We start from the raw sequence: 16,321 nt of genomic DNA on the forward strand, positions 1-16,321 counted from the left end.
ACCCGGATCGCCCGGGTCGAGAACCCCTGCGCCGCATCAAGCGGCGCTCACCGGCGGGGGCGACGCCCGGGTCTCGCCGGCTTGCCAGACACAGACCCGGTTCTTCCCCTCCCGCTTGGCGCGATAGAGCGCCCCGTCGGCCCGGTGCAGTGCCTGCTCCAAGCCCTCGCCGGGCCAGAGCCAGTCCAGCCCCATGCTGATGGTGATGCGGATCCCCTCCACCTCCAGGGCCGCTATCTCCCGGCGCAACTGTTCGCACCGCTCATGAGCCTGCCCCTGCTGCCAGTTGGCCAGCAACACGAACTCCTCGCCGCCAAAGCGCCCCACCAGCAGATCCGGCTGACCCTTCAGGTAGCAACCCACCTCCCTGAGCACCCTATCCCCCATCTCATGGCCGAAGCTGTCATTGATCTGCTTGAAGTCGTCGAGGTCAACCATGGCCAGCAAGACTGGCCCCTTGCCGAGCAAGGGGGGCAGGTGGTGATGCAGCCCACGCCGATTGTAGACCCCGGTCAGAGGATCCTGGGTGGCCAGCTGGCGCAGGGCCAGAGCCCGGTACTGGGTACAGAGCAGCAGCACCCCGAAGGTGGAGAGGTAGTTGCCCATCAACATGGAGAGAAAAGGCAGCACATTGACCACATGCTGATCCATCAGCACCCGCACCTCGCCACCCAGCAGGGCCCCCATCCGCACCAGGTTGAAGCCGTAGAGCAGTATGTTGACCACGGTAAACACCAGCACGGCGGGCAGGTAGGCCGGATAACCGTGCCGCCAGACCAGGAAGACGATCACGGCCCCCAGCACCATGTAGCTCAGGCAGGCCAGCAGCACCCGGGGCGCCATCTCGTCGTTGAACAGCACGCTCCAGCAGAGCAGCAGCAGGTAGATCAGCATGAAGAGCGCGAAGGCCCGCCAGTTCGGCGACTCGCCGAAGAAACGCTGCAAGGCCAGCGGCATCAGCGCGATACAAAGGGTGATGAGCAGGTTGGCCAGCCAGATCCCCGCGATATGGGGGGAGAACGCCTGCATAAAGAACAGCGACTGGGCCGCCAGGGCACACAGGCTGGACCACCACCAGAACCCGAGGCCGGGGATCTCCCTGTGGGTCAACCAGATGATGGAGAGGGTGATGAAGCCCAGGCTGTAGCCCCCGAGAGCCATCAGCATCAGGGTGAATACATCCAGATTGAGCAGAATTGAGGTGTCCATTCCCGAGCCTTGCAATGGGGATGGCTGAGTATATGGGAAGCCCATGACAAGACACAGAGGGAGCCTTCTGGCGCGATGAAATATTTTCAGGAGCCCCGCCTGGCGCCCCGTCACTCAGCCAGCTGGCCTGATGCCTGGCGCTCAAGGTTCGTTCGGGCCCAGATCCCCGCCGATCACACAGCAAAATGCCTGCCAACTATTTTTACGCTTGAACCCACGCCATTAGATAGATATGTTGTTTTCATGTGGTTTTATGAGCCGTGCCGCGATGAAAAAGTGCAACTAACCTATTGAGTCGTCTGACACAATCGGGTTTTGGTACATTTTTCACTCACTGGCTGGGGAATAGAATCTCATATGGGGCTTTTGCCCCGACCAAGACAATAATCCTGTCTTGCCTGCTGCCGGATGCAGCAGTCTCTTGTGCCATGGAGTCGCACGGAGCAGGTTCAAGGCCGAACACACTTACGACAGAGACGTCACTCATGATCAAAAAACTCATTCTCTCTACCCTGCTGCTGTGCGGGCTCGCCAACGCGGCCCCCAGCTCCACCCTTGACGCCGTGCTGGAGCGCGGTGTGCTGCGCGTCGGTTTCGATGCCGGTTACCAACCCTTCGAGATGACCAACAAGCAGGGCAAATACATCGGCTTCGATGTGGATCTCGCCAAAATGGTCGCCAAGGAGATGGGCGTCAAAGTGGAGTTCGTCAACACCGCCTGGGACGGCATCATCCCCGCCCTGCTCACCGACAAGTTCGACGTCATCATGGGTGGCATGACGGTCACCCCCCAGCGCAACCTGCGGGTCAACTTCGCCGACCCCTACATAGTCGTGGGCCAGACCATAGTGCTGCGCAAGGATCTGGCGGGCAGCATCAAGTCCTATCAGGACTTGAACGATCCTAAATACAAGATTGCGGTCAAGCTCGGCACCACGGGTGAGCAAGCGGTGAAACGCATGATCCCCAAGGCCACCCTGCTGCAGTATGAAACCCAGGATGACGCCAAGCTGGAAGTGATCAACGGCAAGGTCGATGCCTTCATCTATGACCTGCCCTACAACGCCATCTTCGCCTCCGAGAACAAGGGTGCCGTGGTGCACCTGGCGACTCCCTTCACCTTCGAACCCCTGGCCTGGGCCATTCGCAAAGGCGATCAGGACACCCTCAACTGGATGAACAACTACCTGCGCCAGATCAAGGGTGACGGCAGCTACGACCGTCTCTATCAGAAATGGTTCGAATCCAACGACTGGTTGAAACAGCTCAAGTAAGCCTCTCGAGAGCGCGGCCCAGGCCGCGCCCCTCACGCAGACCCACACAATAAAGAAAGAGGTTGTCGACTGTGCTCAATCCGAGACCCATCAAACAGATGGAAAAACAGCCCAGCTCACTACTTTGGCACGGCGTTTTCGTGCTGATGATGCTGCTCGCCGTCTTCGGCATCTACAAGGCCGTGCAATCGGTCGATTACACCTGGCGCTGGGAGCGCATCCCCCAATACATCGTCTATCAGGCCCAGCAAAACAGCTATGCCGACTTTGACGGCACAGTAGTGGCCGAAAATGGCGCCCTGGTGCTGCAAGACGATCTGGACGCAAGCCACCGCCAAACCATTGCCGCCACCGGCTCCAACCTGTCGGAAGGGGATACCGTCTTTCGCGGTGATGTGCTCGATACCCAGCTGAAATGGACGCCGGGGCCCATCGCCTTTGGCATCTGGGTCACCATCAAACTTTCCCTGGTCGCCGGCATCTTCGCCATACTGCTCGGCACCCTGGCCGGCCTCGCCCGCCTCTCCCCCAACCCGGCGCTGCGCAATCTTGCCGGTTGCTATGTGGAGCTGATCCGCGGCACACCGCTGCTGGTGCAGATCTTCATCGTCTACTTCTTCATCGGCACAGTGCTCAACCTGGACAGGTTCACCGCCGGGGTGGCGGCGCTGGCGGTGTTCACCGGCGCCTATGTGGCCGAAATAGTCCGGGCCGGCATCGACTCCATCCACAAGGGGCAGATGGAGGCGGGTCGCAGTCTGGGGCTCACCTCGGCCCAGACCATGCGTTACATCATATTGCCCCAGGCCTTCAAACGGGTACTGCCTCCCCTGGCGGGTCAGTTCATCAATCTCATCAAGGACTCCTCCCTGGTCTCCGTCATTTCGATCACGGATCTTACCAAGGCGGGTCGGGAGGTGGTCAGCTCCACCTTCAGCCCGTTCGAGGTGTGGTTCACCGTGGCGCTGCTCTATCTGGTGCTCACTGGCACCCTCTCTTTCCTGGTGCGCCGTCTGGAGGTGAAATATGCGCGCAGCAACTGATCCCATCATCAAGGCCCAACCAGAGCCGAGCAGTGCGGCTGTGCTCGACAATCTCCACGCCTTCCTGGTCCATCACCTGGAGGTGAACTATGCACGCAGCAACTGATCCCATCATTCAGATCATCCAGGCGTACGGGAGCGCAAACAAGAACGACGCCAGGAGAGACCAGCCATGAAGATGCGTAACAAAGCGGACCCCATCATCAAGGCGACCGGGGTCGAGAAGTTTTACGGCACCGAGGTGCACGCCCTCAAGAACGTCAGCACTCAGGTCGCCGAAGGGGAAGTGGTGGTGATCGTGGGCCCGAGCGGCTCGGGTAAATCTACCTTCCTGCGCACCCTCAACCAGCTCGAAACCATCAATGATGGTGACATCATCGTCGACGGCATCAGCCTGACCGAGCCTGGCAATGTCAACAAGCTGCGCGAAGAGGTGGGCATGGTGTTCCAGTCCTTCAACCTCTTCCCCCATCTGTCGGTGCTGGACAACATCTCCCTGGCCCCCCAGAAGGTGCGCGGCCTGTCAAAAACCGAGGCACAAGACAGGGCCAAGGCACTGCTGCTCAAGGTGGGGCTCGCCGACAAGGCGGCCAGCTACCCCTCCCAGCTTTCCGGCGGTCAGCAACAGCGGGTCGCCATCGCCCGGGCGCTCGCCATGCAGCCGCGCATCATGCTGTTTGATGAACCCACCAGCGCCCTGGATCCCGAGATGGTCGGCGAGGTGCTGGATGTGATGAAGGGGCTGGCTCGCGAGGGCATGACCATGGTGGTGGTCACTCACGAGATGGGCTTTGCCCGTGAGGTGGCAGATCGGGTGCTCTTCATGGAGCGGGGTGAACTGCTGGTTGACGAGAAGCCCGATGACTTCTTCGATAACTCCGCCTCCTCCCGCCTGCGCCAGTTCCTGAGCCAGGTGCTCTAGACCAGCAGTCCATTTGCGAGATAAACAATGAGGGGAGCCACTATGGCTCCCCTTTTTCACAGACGATGTCATGAACATGGGGGGCGCCCCTTGCCCATCAGAGCGGATGCGTGAACGACCAGAGGGCCGGCAGCAGGGCGAGCAGGGTGATCCCGGCCAGCCAGCGTTCGCGGCCACTGAGTCGCTGATCGCCATCAAGCTGGCGCCGACTGTATAGAAACAGCAGCAGGCCGGGGCCATAGAGCAACAGCGAGAGCAGCAGGTATTCCACCCCGGCGGCATAGAGCAGCCAGAGGCCATAACCACTCGCCAACACCGCCACGGCGATCATCTGCAACCTGCCCTCTCCCCTCAGGCAGAGCTTGAGCAGGAAGAGGCCAATCAACAGGTAGGGCACCAGGATCATGGAGGTGGAGATGAGCAGCAGGCTGGTGTACCCCTTGCCAAGTAGCCAGACCAGCAGCAGGCAGCCCTGTACCGTCACACTGGTGAGCCAGAGGGAGGCGATGGGCGTTCCCCTCTTATTCTGACGGCGAAAGATGGCCGGGAAGGCCCCATGGCGAGCGGCGCTGAACGGCACCTCGGTCGAGAACAGGGTCCAGCTCACGTAGGAGGCGAGCACCGAGACGATGAGCCCCAGGCTGAGCAGCGCTTTGCCCCAGGTTCCCGTCATGTTTGCCATCAGCCCCGCCATGGAGGGATTGGGCAAGGCCGCCAGCTCGGGGCGGCTCAAGATACCGAGGGAGAGCACGGAGATCAGCACATAGAGCAGCAGTGCCAGCACCACGCCCAGCACGGTGGCCGTGCCCACGTCCCGCTTGTTTCTCGCCCGGGCCGACAGCACGGCCGCCCCTTCGATGCCGGTAAAGACCCAGAGGGTGATGAGCATGGTGTTGCGCACCTGCTCGGAGACCGGCACCGCCAAGGTGCTGCCCGCCGGATCCTGAGCGAAGGTCAGCGGGTCAAAGTAGTAGCAGGCAAACAGCACGAACAGCAGCAGCGGCAGGCTCTTGGCCAGGGTCGCCACCAGGTTGAACAGGGCGGCTTGTTGCACGCCGCGGGCCACCAGCAGGTGAACGGCCCAGAGGATGCAGGACTCGCCGAGGAAGGCCCACAGGGTATTGCCCTCACCGAACCAGACCCGTTCGGGGGTATCGACGACGCTGCCAAGGGCCGCGAAGGCGATCACCAGGTAACCCACCACGCCGATGGTGGCGCATAGCCAGTAACCCCAGGCGGAGAAGAAGCCCACCAGATCCCCAAAACCGGCTCTGGCATAGCTGTAAATGCCTCCATCCAGATCCGGCCTCAGCCGTGACAAGTACAAGAAGCAGGTGGCCAGCGCCAGGATCCCCACTCCGGTGATGGCCCAGCCTATCAACACGGCGCGGGCACCGGCTACCTCGGCCATGTTCTGGGGCAGACTGAAGATGCCCGCCCCCACCATGGAGCTGAACACCAGGGCGGTGAGGGACCAGAGTCCTATCCGGTTCTCTTTCATCATGGGCTCCTCAGCGCAGGCGGCTGGTCAGGGCCTGAATATGTTCAGGACCTATGCCACAGCAGCCCCCGATGAGGGTCGCCCCCTGTTCGCGCCAACGCTCTGCCCAGCCGAGGTAATCGAGCGGCCCCAGGTCGGCGCGGATCTCATCCAGTCCATCGTTGGCGGTTGCCTCTTTCGGCTGGGGTGGGAAGGCGTTGGCATACGCCCCCAGTCGGATATGGGTCAGGCCCTTAGCCTGCAACCTGTCTGCCGCAACCCGCAGTGCAGCCTCGATCACCTCGGGCTGACAGCAGTTGAACAAGATGGCCTCCGCACCGGCTGCGGCCAGCGCAGTGACGGCATCGGCCACCCGCTCCCCGGAGCGCAGGGTCGGCTCACTCCCTGGCGTCTCATCTTCCAGGGTGAAGGAGACCCAGAAGGGCTTGCCATCCTCGGGCAGCAAGGCCTTGAGCGCCAGGGGCTCGGCGATCAGGCTCATGGTTTCGGCCAGCCAGACATCTACATGGGGAGCCAGCCCGCAGATCAAAGGCCCGGCCAGTTTATGCACCCGCGCCGGCTCGAACAGGTCAGGGCGATAAGAGCCAAACAGCGGTGGCAGCGAGCCTGCCACTCGCACCCCGGCATGCGCCTCATCGGCCACACTCCGGGCCAGCTGGCCCGCCAGTGCGGCCAGCGCCTGCCCATGGGCCGCGAACCCCTCGTCCCCGATGTGAAACGGCACCAGGGCATAGCTGTTGGTGGTGATCACCCTGGCCCCGCTCGCCACATAGGCTTGATGCACCTCGCGCACCGTCTCGGGCGCCTCCATCAGGGCCAGCGCCGACCACTCCGGTTGGCGGAAGGGTGCCCCTCGCCTGGCCAGTTCACGACCCATGCCACCATCGAGCACCACCACATCGTTATTTTCCATCTCTGTCTCTCTGCGTCTCCCCGTCATGGCGGGTGATTATTGTGTGAATCAACAATTAAGCCATCAAAACATCTAGATGGCTAGAATGCCAAAGCATCATGACGGAAAGCAAAAGAGGGCGCAATCGGGATCTGCGAACGACCGAACAGCACAGAGCAGTATCGAGGCAATGGTGATGGATGAGGGGTCGAGTCTGGAAAATAGGGAGGGCGCCATGACAGACCCAAACATCACTGACACCCGCGGCCTGAACGGCAAGAGGCCACCCTGGGGTGGCCTCTTGAGATGGATGCTGGCGAAGTGGATCTCGCCGACAACCATGGCGGCTTAGCGCCCCGCCAACACCCGCTTGAGTTGCAAGGACCAGTCGGACACCCGCCCCTGCTTGGGCAGCCCCTGCCAAATCTGCTGCCACTGGCCGGCGCTCAAGGGATGGCCCAGACGGCGCTCGACTCCGGCGCGCAGATAGTCATTCGCGAGTCCACTGGCCTTGGCTGAGCCGAGGAACTTGCTCACGGGATCGCTCATGCGCACATCGCGCATGCCGAGCAGCGGATAATCGGTCTGCACCGCCGCCAGCATGGTTTCACGCAGGGCCGACTCCAGGTAGCCACGGGCGAACAACGCAGTGACCGATTCCAGGGAGCCCTGATCCGGGCCATGATACTGCTCGTCGAAGACAGGGGTCGGCGAGGCGGCGTCACTCTGTACCACCGCATCCGGATCTGGCGCAGCCACCACCGGCTGGCTCACCTGAACCGGTTTGGGGGCAACCACCGCCGGCTTGGGCGCGGGGGACGTACAGGCGCCAAGCAGGGCCACCAGTGAGAGAACGGCCAGGGGCCGCAAAACAGCACGCATCATCATGACTCCAGAGTGACCTTCTCGGTCGGGGTGGCCTCTATCCGGGTGACCAGCAGCTGATCGATCTTGTAGCTGTCTATGTCCACCACTTCAAACTTGTAACCCGCGTACTTGACCGAGTCGGTACGCTTGGGGATCTTGCGCAGCATGAACATGATGAAACCGGCGATGGTTTCGTAGTTCTGCATCTCGGGGAAGGCTTCGATGTCGAACCAGCGCATCACGTCCGTGATGGGGGTAACCCCATCCACCAGCCAGGAGTTGTCATCCCGCTGGATTATCTGCTCCTCCACCACGTGGGTAGCCCACTCCCCCATGACGGTACTCATCAGATCGTTCATGGTGACGATGCCGACCACCAGGGCGTACTCGTTCATCACCACCGCGAAATCGCCCCTGTGATTCTTGAAGTACTCCATCGCCTCGTAGAGGTTGAGGGTATCGGGAATGATGATGACGTTCTGCACCAGATTGCCGCCGATAAGATCGATGCTCTGGCCACTGATGACGCGGATCAGCAGCTCCTTGGCATCGACGAAGCCCTTGATGCTGTCGAGGTTGTGATCGCACACCAGAAACTTGTTGTGGGGGTGTTCGGCAATCTTGGCCTTGATGCTCTCTTCACTCTCTTGCAGGGTGAAGTAGATGAGGCTCTCCCGGGCCGTCATGGCCGAGGTCACCCCAAGGGATTGCAGCTCGAACACGTTCTCGATCAGTTGGTGCTCTTCGCGCTGCAGCACACCGGCGGCGGCGCCCGCATCCATGACCGCATAGATGTCATCCGAGGTGATCTCGTCGTTGCGCACCATGGAGACGCGCAGCAGACGAAACAGCAGGTTGGCCAGGCCGTTGAAGAACCAGACCAGGGGCATCCATAGCACCACGAACAACATCATGGGCCGCACCACCACCACGGCGATCCGCTCGGGCATGGTCATGGCCAGACGCTTGGGCATCAGATCCGCCAGCAGGATAAACATGCTGGTGACGAACACGAAGGAAGCGGCCGAGCTTATCTGGCCAAGCCAGGGTCCCTGATAGACGCCGGCGATCAGCGTCTTGATGGCAGGGTTCAGGGCCGACTCGCCCAGGATACCGCCGAGGATGGCGACGGTATTGAGGCCAATTTGCACCACGGTAAAGAAGTTGCCCGGCTGGGCCTGCAGGGCCAGTACCTTGGCGGCCTGGCGGTTCCCCTCATCGGCCATCACCTGCAGCTTGATCTTGCGGGAGGCGGCGAGGGAAATTTCAGAAAGGGAGAAAAACACGCTACCGGCAATCAGCAGCAAGAGTAAAAATAAACTATCGGCAAAACTCATGGTTAACCTATTTCAACACCCGTCTTGGCACAAGACGCTAACTGGGCCCCTCTGGGGCCGGATGTGGCATGACAGCCGCCACATCGGTGTCCCATTTTACCAGATTTCTGCCGATGAGTGTGATAGTTAGCCCAAACGGGCCCCGTTGGGCACCGCTCGCTCCGGCACGGCCATCACCACGGCGCCATCCGCCTGATAAAAGCCGGTGAGCAGGAACTCGGAGCGAAAGGGCCCGATCTGTTTGCTCGCAAAGTTGACCACCCCGACTATCTGGCGTCCGACCAGCTCATCGGGGCGATAGAGATCCGTTATCTGGGCACTGCTCTTGCGCTCACCCACCTCTGGACCAAAGTCGACCCAGACCTTGTAGGCGGGACGGCGCGCCTCGGGGAAAGGCTCAACCCGCACCACAGTGCCCACCATCAATGCCACCTTGGCAAAGTCATCCCAGCTTATCTCTTCCATCTTGTTCATCCTGCCTCTTCTTGACCATTCATGTCAGGCAAGCATGCCATGAGCCGGGACAGACTGCTGTTGCCAAACGCCGAACTGTTGTCGTGAACCATCACTTTTACAGGTAACGGCTCATGCTCCGGGTTGTTCTCCGCTCTCGCTTGGCAAGCCTGCACCGCCATGGAGCCTGCGCCATGCGGAAGGGGTCTGCCCAAGCACCTTGATAAAACGTTGACTGAATGCCGCCTGGCTCTGGTATCCGACGCGGGCCGCCACCTCACCGATGGCCAGGTCGGTGAGCCGCAGCAGATCTTGCGCTCGCTCAAGGCGGCGGCGCTGCAAGTAGAGGGCCGGACTGGTGCCCATCTCGCTGGCGAATAACTGATTGAAGCGGCTGATGCCCAGACAGGCCTTGGCGGCCAACTCCGCGGTCGGCAGGGGCTGATCCAGATGGGCATCCATGTGAACCAACACCCGGTTGAGACGCGGGCTTATCCCCCGCCCCTGCCCCAGCAAGCGCAGCCAGAGTTCACCCATGCCAAGGGGGGCCTGGCCACGCTCGAGCAGGGGGCGCATAAAGGCAAGGTAACGCCGTTGATCCCCATTCAAGGGCAGGAAAGGGCATTCAAGCAGGGCCGGCGGCAGCCAGTGGGCATCCTGGGTGAGGAAAGGCAGGGCGGGATCGGCGGAAAAATCGTGACGCTCCCCGGGAGCAATCACGCACAACCAGCCAGGCTGGAGCCGCCGGGCCGCTCCCGCCACCTCAATCTCGAGGGGGCCATCGAGGGGCAATACCAGCTGGGCATGGTCATGGCGGTGACTGGTGGTCTGCGCGCTGTAGCGGCGCAGGCTTAACGATTCCATCCGGCAGGCTCCATCAAGGCCAAGGGAAGGCCTCATGCTAACAGCGCCATGCCCAGACGCAAAGACGGGGCTTGAGCCCCGTCTTTGCGATGTTGCGCGGCGTTTAAACCATCAGGATTTGCCGAGCAGCTCGTTGATCTCGTCCACCTTGGTGTGACGCACGTCTTTGCCCTTGACGAAATAGATGATGTATTCGCAGATATGCTGGCAACGATCGCCGACCCGCTCGATGGCACGCGCCGCCCAGAGCACGTTCAACACCTGAGGTATGGTGCGCGGATCTTCCATCATGTAAGTCATCAGCTCGCGGATGATGGACTCGTACTCCCGGTCTACCTTGTCATCTTCCTTGTAGACGGTGATGGCCGCGTCCAGATCCATGCGGGCAAAGGCATCGAGCACATCGTGCAGCATCTTGATGGTACGGCGGCCCATGTTCTCGAGGGATACCAGCGGCGGTTGCGGCTTGTTGGCGTTGTTGGTCAGCATGCGGGCTATCTTGTCCGCCACGTCACCAATGCGCTCGAGCTCGGAGATGGTCTTGATGATGGCCATCACCAGACGCAAGTCAGAAGCCGCAGGCTGTCGCTTGGCGATGATGCGGGTGCACTCCTCGTCGATGGCCACTTCCATGGCGTTGACCTTGTGGTCGTTGATGACGATCTTGCGCGCCGCCTCCAGGTCCTGACCATGGATGGCCGCGATGGCATCGATGAGCTGCTGCTCGACCAGCCCACCCATCACCAGCACCTGATTGCGGATGCCCTCCAGTTCGGCATTGAACTGGCCGGAGATATGTTTATTGAGATTCATATTGTCCATACAAATAATCCTTGTCGGTCCGATTATATCCCAGGATGGCCATGGGCCCTCATCCTTGTCCCTCGCGCTTAGCCATAACGGCCGGTGATATAGTCTTCGGTCTTCTTCTTGGTCGGGGTGGTGAAGATGGTATTGGTGTCCGCGTACTCAATCAGCTCGCCCATGTACATGAAGGCGGTCTGATCCGAGACCCGCGCCGCCTGCTGCATGTTGTGGGTGACGATGACCACGGTGAACTGGGTCTTGAGCTCGTTGATCAGCTCCTCGATGGTCAGGGTCGAGATGGGATCGAGCGCCGAGGTGGGTTCATCGAGCAGCAGCACTTCCGGCTCGATGGCGATGGCACGGGCGATCACCAGACGCTGCTGCTGACCACCGGACAGACCGAAGGCGTTGTCATGCAGCCGATCCTTCACCTCCTCCCAGAGCGCCGCACCACGCAGGGAACGCTCGGCGGCTTCATCGAGCTGGCGCCGGTCACTGATGCCTTGCAGGCGCAGGCCATAGACCACGTTCTCATAGATGGACTTGGGGAACGGATTGGGGCGCTGGAACACCATGCCGACCCGGCGGCGCAGGGCCGACACATCCACGTTCTTGTCATAGATGTTGTGACCGTGCAACTGGATCTCGCCCTCGATGCGGCAGATCTCCACCAGATCGTTCATCCGGTTGATACAGCGCAGCAGGGTTGACTTGCCGCAGCCGGACGGGCCGATAAAGGCCGTCACCTGCCCCTTGGGGATCTTCATATTCACATTGAACAGCGCCTGCTTGCTGCCGTAGTACAGATTGAGGTCCTTGACCTCAAGGGCAGTCTGCTCCGGGGTCAGCTTGCCCAGATCCAGGGCCTTGTGCAGGGTCGAAGTCGGCGTCACGTTGATCATCTGTTTACCTCAAAAGTCTCAAATTCTTGTCTGGACGGCTGAAACCTGATGTGTCAGCGGCCGGAATGCGTGGGTAGCGAGGATGGCGGCTCGCTGTCAAGCCGCACATCGGTTACCCCTGTCTCGGTTCGGAACGCCAGGTTAATGCTCCAGCGACCGGAATTTTGCACGCAAGTGGTTACGAATGCCGGTGATATCGGTCAGGTTCATGCTGTTCATCCCTTGTCTCAACATCAGTCCGGACAGCCGCATCAATGTTCCAAAGAGCGGAATTTCTCGCGCAAGTGGTTACGAATACCGATAGCCGTCAGATTGAGCCCGACGATGACGGTCACCAGCAGGAACGAGGTCGCATAGACCAGCGGCCTGGCCGCTTCCACGTTCGGACTCTGGAAGCCCACGTCATAGATGTGGAAGCCCAGGTGCATGAACTTGCGCTCCACATGCAGGTAGGGGAAGTTGCCATCCACCGGCAGGGTCGGTGCCAGTTTGACCACACCGACCAGCATCAGCGGAGCCACCTCACCCGCCGCACGAGCAATGGCCAGGATAAGGCCGGTCATGATGGCCGGACTCGCCATGGGCAGCACGATGCGCCACAGGGTCTCGGCCTGGGTCGCCCCCAGGGCAAGGGAGCCCTGACGTACCGTGCTCGGGATCCGCGCCAGCCCCTCTTCGGTGGAGACGATCACCACCGGCAGGGTCAGGATGGCCAGGGTCAGCGCCGACCAGATGACCCCGGGGGAGCCAAAGGTCGGACTCGGCAGCGCCTCCGGATAGAACAGCTGATCCAGCGACCCCCCAAGGGTGTAGACGAAGAAACCCAGACCAAATACGCCATAGACGATGGAAGGAACACCCGCCAGGTTGATGACCGCAATCCGGATAAGCTTGGTCAGGCCATTCTTGCCCGCATATTCGTGCAGGTAAACGGCCGCCACGACGCCGAGCGGGGTCACTATGATGGCCATCAGTATCACCATGAAGACGGTGCCGAAGATGGCCGGGAAGACACCCCCTTCGGTATTTGCCTCGCGGGGTTCGCCGCTGACAAACTTGCCTATCTGATGGAACCAGTGCCCCACCTTGCCCAACAGGCTCATCTCATTGGGCCAGGTGATGTCCAAGACCTTGGACATGGGCATCTCGACCTCGACCCCACGCATGTCGCGCACCTTGATGGCATCGCGATCGGCCTGGCGGCGCAGGTCAAACAGCTGCTTCTCAAGCACCAGGTAATCGGCGTTGAGGGTCGCGCGCCGCTTGGCCAAGTCAGCCTTGAGGCTATCGGTCAGCTCCCCGTCCAGCTCGGCCTTGCGCTCCTTGAGACGCAATTTTTCGAGCTCATAGTTGATGCTGCCTATGTCGCCTTTTTGCAGGGCATTGGCCTCTTCGGAGAGGCGATTGCTGCGTGCCAGCATCCGCGCGAGCACGGTGTGCAAGTCAGTGGTGATGAGCTTGCCATCCTCCCGCGCCGAACTCAGGTAGCCGTAGAAGTTGCCATTGGTGCTGCGCTCGAGTACCGCCAGCTCCTTGGGTTGGCTGCGAGACAGGATGTCGGTCTCCAGCACCCAGCGAAAATCCAGTCCCACGAATTCACGGTTGCCTGTCTTGACCAGATAGCGGGTCAAGTCTTTGCGCTCCTCCCCCGCCAGGGCCAGACCGGAAGCCCGCAACTGCTCGACCGGTACCAGCTCCCTGTCATTGATCTCGCCGATGAGGGTGCTCTTGGCGCCGTTGGCATCCTGTACCTGCCACTCATAGATGGGGTGCGGCCAGAAGTAGGTGAGACCACGCCAACCGATGAGCAACAACAGACCCAGCACGGCGACCAGACTCAGACTGACAGCGCCGCCCGTCATCCAGATCCAGGGGGCCCCTGATTTAAACCACTTACCCATTGTCGATTCCTTCACTACAGGGAACTGTATTTTTCACGCAGACGCTGGCGGACGAATTCGGCCAGGGTGTTGACGAGAAAGGTGAACACAAACAGCACGAAGGCGGCGAGGAAGAGTACCCGGTAGTGGGAGCTGCCCACCTCGGACTCCGGCATCTCTACCGCGATGTTGGCCGCCAGGGTACGCAGCCCCTGGAACATGGAGAAGTCCATGATGGGGGTATTGCCCGTGGCCATCAGCACTATCATGGTCTCGCCGACCGCGCGGCCAAGGCCCATCATCACCGCCGAGAAGATGCCCGGACTCGCAGTCAGGATCACCACCCGGCTCAGGGTCTGCCAGGGGGTCGCCCCCAGGGCGAGCGAACCTTGGGTGAGGTGCTTGGGCACCGAGAAGACCGCATCTTCGGCGATGGAGAAGATGGTCGGGATCACCGCAAAGCCCATGGCGATACCCACCACCAGCGAGTTGCGCTGGTCAAACTTGATGCCCATCTCGTTGGTGAGCCAGCTGCGGGTGTCGCCGCCAAAGAAGGTGTGTTCCACCATGGGGCTCAGGTGCAGGGCCAGCCAGCCGATGAAGAGCACCACTGGGATGAGCAGTATGGCTTGTGAACCATCGGGCACCAGCTGCTTGAGCTTGCCCGGCAGGCCATGCCAGGCCAGGGCCGTGAGCAGCATGCCTAAGGGCAGCATCACCAGCATCATGAAGATGCCGGGCAGATAATCCTCGACGATGGGGGCGAGCCAGAGACCGGCCAGGAAGCCCAGGATCACGGTCGGCAGCGCCTCCATGATCTCCACCGTCGGTTTGACGAATTTACGCATCCCGGCCGACATGAAGTAAGCGGTGTAGATGGCACCGGCCACCCCAATCGGCACGGCGAACAGCATGGCGTAGAAGGCCGCCTTGAGGGTCCCGAACGAGATGGGGATCAGGCTCAGCTTGGGCTCGAAGTCATTGCTGGCGGAGGTAGACTGCCAGACATACATGGGCTCGGGATAACCTTCGTACCACACCTCCTGCCAGAGCGCGGACCAGGTCACCTCGGGATGCTCGTTCTTCACCGAGTAGCTCTTGATCTCGTTGCCCTGTTGCAGCAGCAGCAGGTTGTGACGCGGAGAGATGGCCACCCCATTGAAGCCGCCGCCATCTATCTTCTCGTCGAGCAGCTTGGACTCACCGGTGGCATGGAAGAAGTTGATGGTGCCATCCTGGCTCGCCGAGACGAAGCCTTTGCGGAACTGTTCCGGCGCGAGCTGCGCCACGGGGCCATCGCTCTTGAAATCGCGGATATAGGTAAACTCGCGCTTGCCGTTCTTGGCGACTTCAAACCACTGAGAGATAACGCCGTTATCATTGCCCACCAGGATGGAAGAGGCCCCGGCCAGCAGTGCCAGCTGGGTGACATTGGCATTGGGCGCATTGATGTCGAGCACGTCGCGCAACTGGATGTCGTCGAGGCTCTGGATGTCATAGACGGAGAGACGGTTGCCAGAACGCACCAGCAAGATGCGCAGATTAGGGGTCAACAGCATCTGATCGACCTGGCGGGGCAGGGCCGGAATGGGGTAGCTCTTGTTGGTCCACTCCACCTCACCGGAGATGAAGTTCTCCTCGCCGCTCATCACCGCCATGACGCCGCGGCCATCCTGGGTCAGTGCCGCCGCCACCATCTTGTCTTTGCCTGCCTCAAACACCAGCTGGCTGAGGGGCTTGCCTTGAGGATCCACCACGATCGGCTCTTCGCCGAAGGGGTAACCCAGCACGGGTTCAATCAGTCGCACATCCTTGGGGTAGCTCACCTTGAATTTAGGCTCCACCACCAGCGCCTTGCCATCCTGGAAGCCATAGGTCAGGTAGGATCTGCCCGGGGTCGGGATCGCGACCGCGCTTATCTCCCCTGGTACCTGAGCCTGGCCGATGGCCTCGCCAGCCTTGAAGCGAGCATCATCTTGCAGTGCGAAGAAATTGACCTCCCCCTTGTCACTGAAGCGATACCCTATCTCGTTTTGCTCCTCGACCCCGATCAGGGCCGTCTTGTCCTTGACCGGCAAGGAGAAACTGGAGAGCGGAGCCATGGAGGCACCGTCGAAGATGGGTTTCACCACATAGAGCAGATAGAAGAAGATGAGCAAGAGCGCCACCAACACCAGGGTTCCCCCTGCGGTGACGCCATACTTGGCTAGTTTGTCCTTGATCCGGCGCTTTCTGCTGCCCGCCATGATCAGGTGAATCGATTCCGATGACATGCAAAACCTCAATGTGAGCTAGGCTTGGCGGCATTATATGGCGGTTGCATGACAGTTTTGTTACATGAGGGAGGGAGTTTGTGCGAGGCCGATATTC

At 60.8% G+C, this 16,321-nt stretch carries 15 protein-coding genes; 4 read left to right on the plus strand and 11 right to left on the minus strand.

Annotation, left to right across the window (positions count from 1 at the left end; all coding sequences use genetic code 11):
* Positions 1-36 precede the first annotated feature (36 nt).
* The gene (locus M2367_RS06985) at positions 37-1,209 is read right to left on the minus strand and encodes a GGDEF domain-containing protein (RefSeq protein ID WP_259236265.1); all 1,173 of its coding nucleotides are present in this window, start codon (positions 1,207-1,209) and stop codon (positions 37-39) included.
* 485 nt (positions 1,210-1,694) lie between these two features.
* Between M2367_RS06985 and M2367_RS06990 the strand changes: the two genes are divergently transcribed.
* From M2367_RS06990 to M2367_RS07005, 4 genes are all read left to right on the plus strand, one after another.
* Entirely contained in the window at positions 1,695-2,483 is a 789-nt protein-coding gene (locus tag M2367_RS06990; RefSeq protein WP_224432613.1) for a transporter substrate-binding domain-containing protein, read from the plus strand.
* Between the two features lie 71 nt (positions 2,484-2,554).
* Positions 2,555-3,526 carry an amino acid ABC transporter permease gene (locus M2367_RS06995; RefSeq protein WP_306382105.1) on the plus strand — a complete coding sequence of 324 codons (972 nt, stop codon included), beginning with the start codon at positions 2,555-2,557 and terminating at the stop codon, positions 3,524-3,526.
* Complete coding sequence (locus tag M2367_RS07000; RefSeq protein ID WP_259236266.1) at positions 3,510-3,632, plus strand: hypothetical protein; 123 nt, start codon at positions 3,510-3,512, stop codon at positions 3,630-3,632. Before M2367_RS06995 ends, M2367_RS07000 begins: the two co-directional genes overlap by 17 nt.
* A 72-nt stretch (positions 3,633-3,704) precedes the next feature.
* The gene (locus M2367_RS07005) at positions 3,705-4,448 is read left to right on the plus strand and encodes an amino acid ABC transporter ATP-binding protein (RefSeq protein WP_157014120.1); all 744 of its coding nucleotides are present in this window, start codon (positions 3,705-3,707) and stop codon (positions 4,446-4,448) included.
* A gap of 97 nt (positions 4,449-4,545) precedes the next feature.
* Here the strand turns inward: M2367_RS07005 and M2367_RS07010 are convergent, their stop codons facing one another.
* From M2367_RS07010 to M2367_RS07055, 10 genes are all read right to left on the minus strand, one after another.
* Positions 4,546-5,949 carry a basic amino acid/polyamine antiporter gene (locus tag M2367_RS07010; protein WP_259236571.1) on the minus strand — a complete coding sequence of 468 codons (1,404 nt, stop codon included), beginning with the start codon at positions 5,947-5,949 and terminating at the stop codon, positions 4,546-4,548.
* A 10-nt stretch (positions 5,950-5,959) separates the two neighbouring features.
* Positions 5,960-6,862 (minus strand): homocysteine S-methyltransferase family protein, encoded by a 903-nt coding sequence (locus tag M2367_RS07015; protein WP_259236267.1) that lies wholly within the window; start codon positions 6,860-6,862, stop codon positions 5,960-5,962.
* Positions 6,863-7,189: 327 nt separating this feature from the next.
* Positions 7,190-7,729 carry a hypothetical protein gene (locus M2367_RS07020; RefSeq protein ID WP_310504057.1) on the minus strand — a complete coding sequence of 180 codons (540 nt, stop codon included), beginning with the start codon at positions 7,727-7,729 and terminating at the stop codon, positions 7,190-7,192.
* Entirely contained in the window at positions 7,726-9,045 is a 1,320-nt protein-coding gene (locus M2367_RS07025) for a hemolysin family protein (protein WP_259236269.1), read from the minus strand. The genes M2367_RS07020 and M2367_RS07025 overlap by 4 nt, the downstream gene beginning before the upstream one ends.
* Positions 9,046-9,171: 126 nt before the next feature.
* Positions 9,172-9,510, minus strand: a complete 339-nt coding sequence (locus M2367_RS07030; protein ID WP_042039742.1) for a tRNA-binding protein — start codon at positions 9,508-9,510, stop codon at positions 9,172-9,174.
* Between the two features lie 120 nt (positions 9,511-9,630).
* On the minus strand, positions 9,631-10,362 hold the full coding sequence (locus M2367_RS07035; protein WP_259236270.1) for an AraC family transcriptional regulator: 732 nt from the start codon (positions 10,360-10,362) through the stop codon (positions 9,631-9,633).
* A gap of 111 nt (positions 10,363-10,473) precedes the next feature.
* A complete protein-coding gene (gene phoU / locus M2367_RS07040; RefSeq protein WP_042039656.1) occupies positions 10,474-11,184 on the minus strand; it encodes a phosphate signaling complex protein PhoU in 711 nt (236 codons plus the stop codon).
* 68 nt (positions 11,185-11,252) lie between these two features.
* A complete protein-coding gene (pstB, locus tag M2367_RS07045; protein ID WP_042039658.1) occupies positions 11,253-12,071 on the minus strand; it encodes a phosphate ABC transporter ATP-binding protein PstB in 819 nt (272 codons plus the stop codon).
* Between the two features lie 251 nt (positions 12,072-12,322).
* Positions 12,323-13,972 carry a phosphate ABC transporter permease PstA gene (gene pstA / locus M2367_RS07050; protein ID WP_259236271.1) on the minus strand — a complete coding sequence of 550 codons (1,650 nt, stop codon included), beginning with the start codon at positions 13,970-13,972 and terminating at the stop codon, positions 12,323-12,325.
* Positions 13,973-13,986: 14 nt separating this feature from the next.
* Positions 13,987-16,224 carry an ABC transporter permease subunit gene (locus M2367_RS07055; RefSeq protein ID WP_259236272.1) on the minus strand — a complete coding sequence of 746 codons (2,238 nt, stop codon included), beginning with the start codon at positions 16,222-16,224 and terminating at the stop codon, positions 13,987-13,989.
* Between the last annotated feature and the right edge of the window lie 97 nt (positions 16,225-16,321).

It is taken from the genome of Aeromonas sp. BIGb0445 (genome assembly GCF_024809075.1).
Lineage (GTDB): Bacteria > Pseudomonadota > Gammaproteobacteria > Enterobacterales > Aeromonadaceae > Aeromonas > Aeromonas rivuli.

Coding starts and splice junctions, on each gene's coding strand:
- M2367_RS07030 (WP_042039742.1), bottom strand. CDS start 9,510: ATGGAAGAGATAAGCTGGGATGACTTTGCCAAGGTGGCATTGATGGTG.
- M2367_RS07015 (WP_259236267.1), bottom strand. CDS start 6,862: ATGGAAAATAACGATGTGGTGGTGCTCGATGGTGGCATGGGTCGTGAA.
- pstA (WP_259236271.1), bottom strand. CDS start 13,972: ATGGGTAAGTGGTTTAAATCAGGGGCCCCCTGGATCTGGATGACGGGC.
- phoU (WP_042039656.1), bottom strand. CDS start 11,184: ATGGACAATATGAATCTCAATAAACATATCTCCGGCCAGTTCAATGCC.
- M2367_RS07005 (WP_157014120.1), top strand. CDS start 3,705: ATGCGTAACAAAGCGGACCCCATCATCAAGGCGACCGGGGTCGAGAAG.
- pstB (WP_042039658.1), bottom strand. CDS start 12,071: ATGATCAACGTGACGCCGACTTCGACCCTGCACAAGGCCCTGGATCTG.
- M2367_RS07010 (WP_259236571.1), bottom strand. CDS start 5,949: ATGAAAGAGAACCGGATAGGACTCTGGTCCCTCACCGCCCTGGTGTTC.
- M2367_RS07035 (WP_259236270.1), bottom strand. CDS start 10,362: ATGGAATCGTTAAGCCTGCGCCGCTACAGCGCGCAGACCACCAGTCAC.
- M2367_RS06985 (WP_259236265.1), bottom strand. CDS start 1,209: ATGGACACCTCAATTCTGCTCAATCTGGATGTATTCACCCTGATGCTG.
- M2367_RS06990 (WP_224432613.1), top strand. CDS start 1,695: ATGATCAAAAAACTCATTCTCTCTACCCTGCTGCTGTGCGGGCTCGCC.
- M2367_RS07025 (WP_259236269.1), bottom strand. CDS start 9,045: ATGAGTTTTGCCGATAGTTTATTTTTACTCTTGCTGCTGATTGCCGGT.
- M2367_RS07055 (WP_259236272.1), bottom strand. CDS start 16,224: ATGTCATCGGAATCGATTCACCTGATCATGGCGGGCAGCAGAAAGCGC.
- M2367_RS07000 (WP_259236266.1), top strand. CDS start 3,510: ATGCGCGCAGCAACTGATCCCATCATCAAGGCCCAACCAGAGCCGAGC.
- M2367_RS07020 (WP_310504057.1), bottom strand. CDS start 7,729: ATGATGATGCGTGCTGTTTTGCGGCCCCTGGCCGTTCTCTCACTGGTG.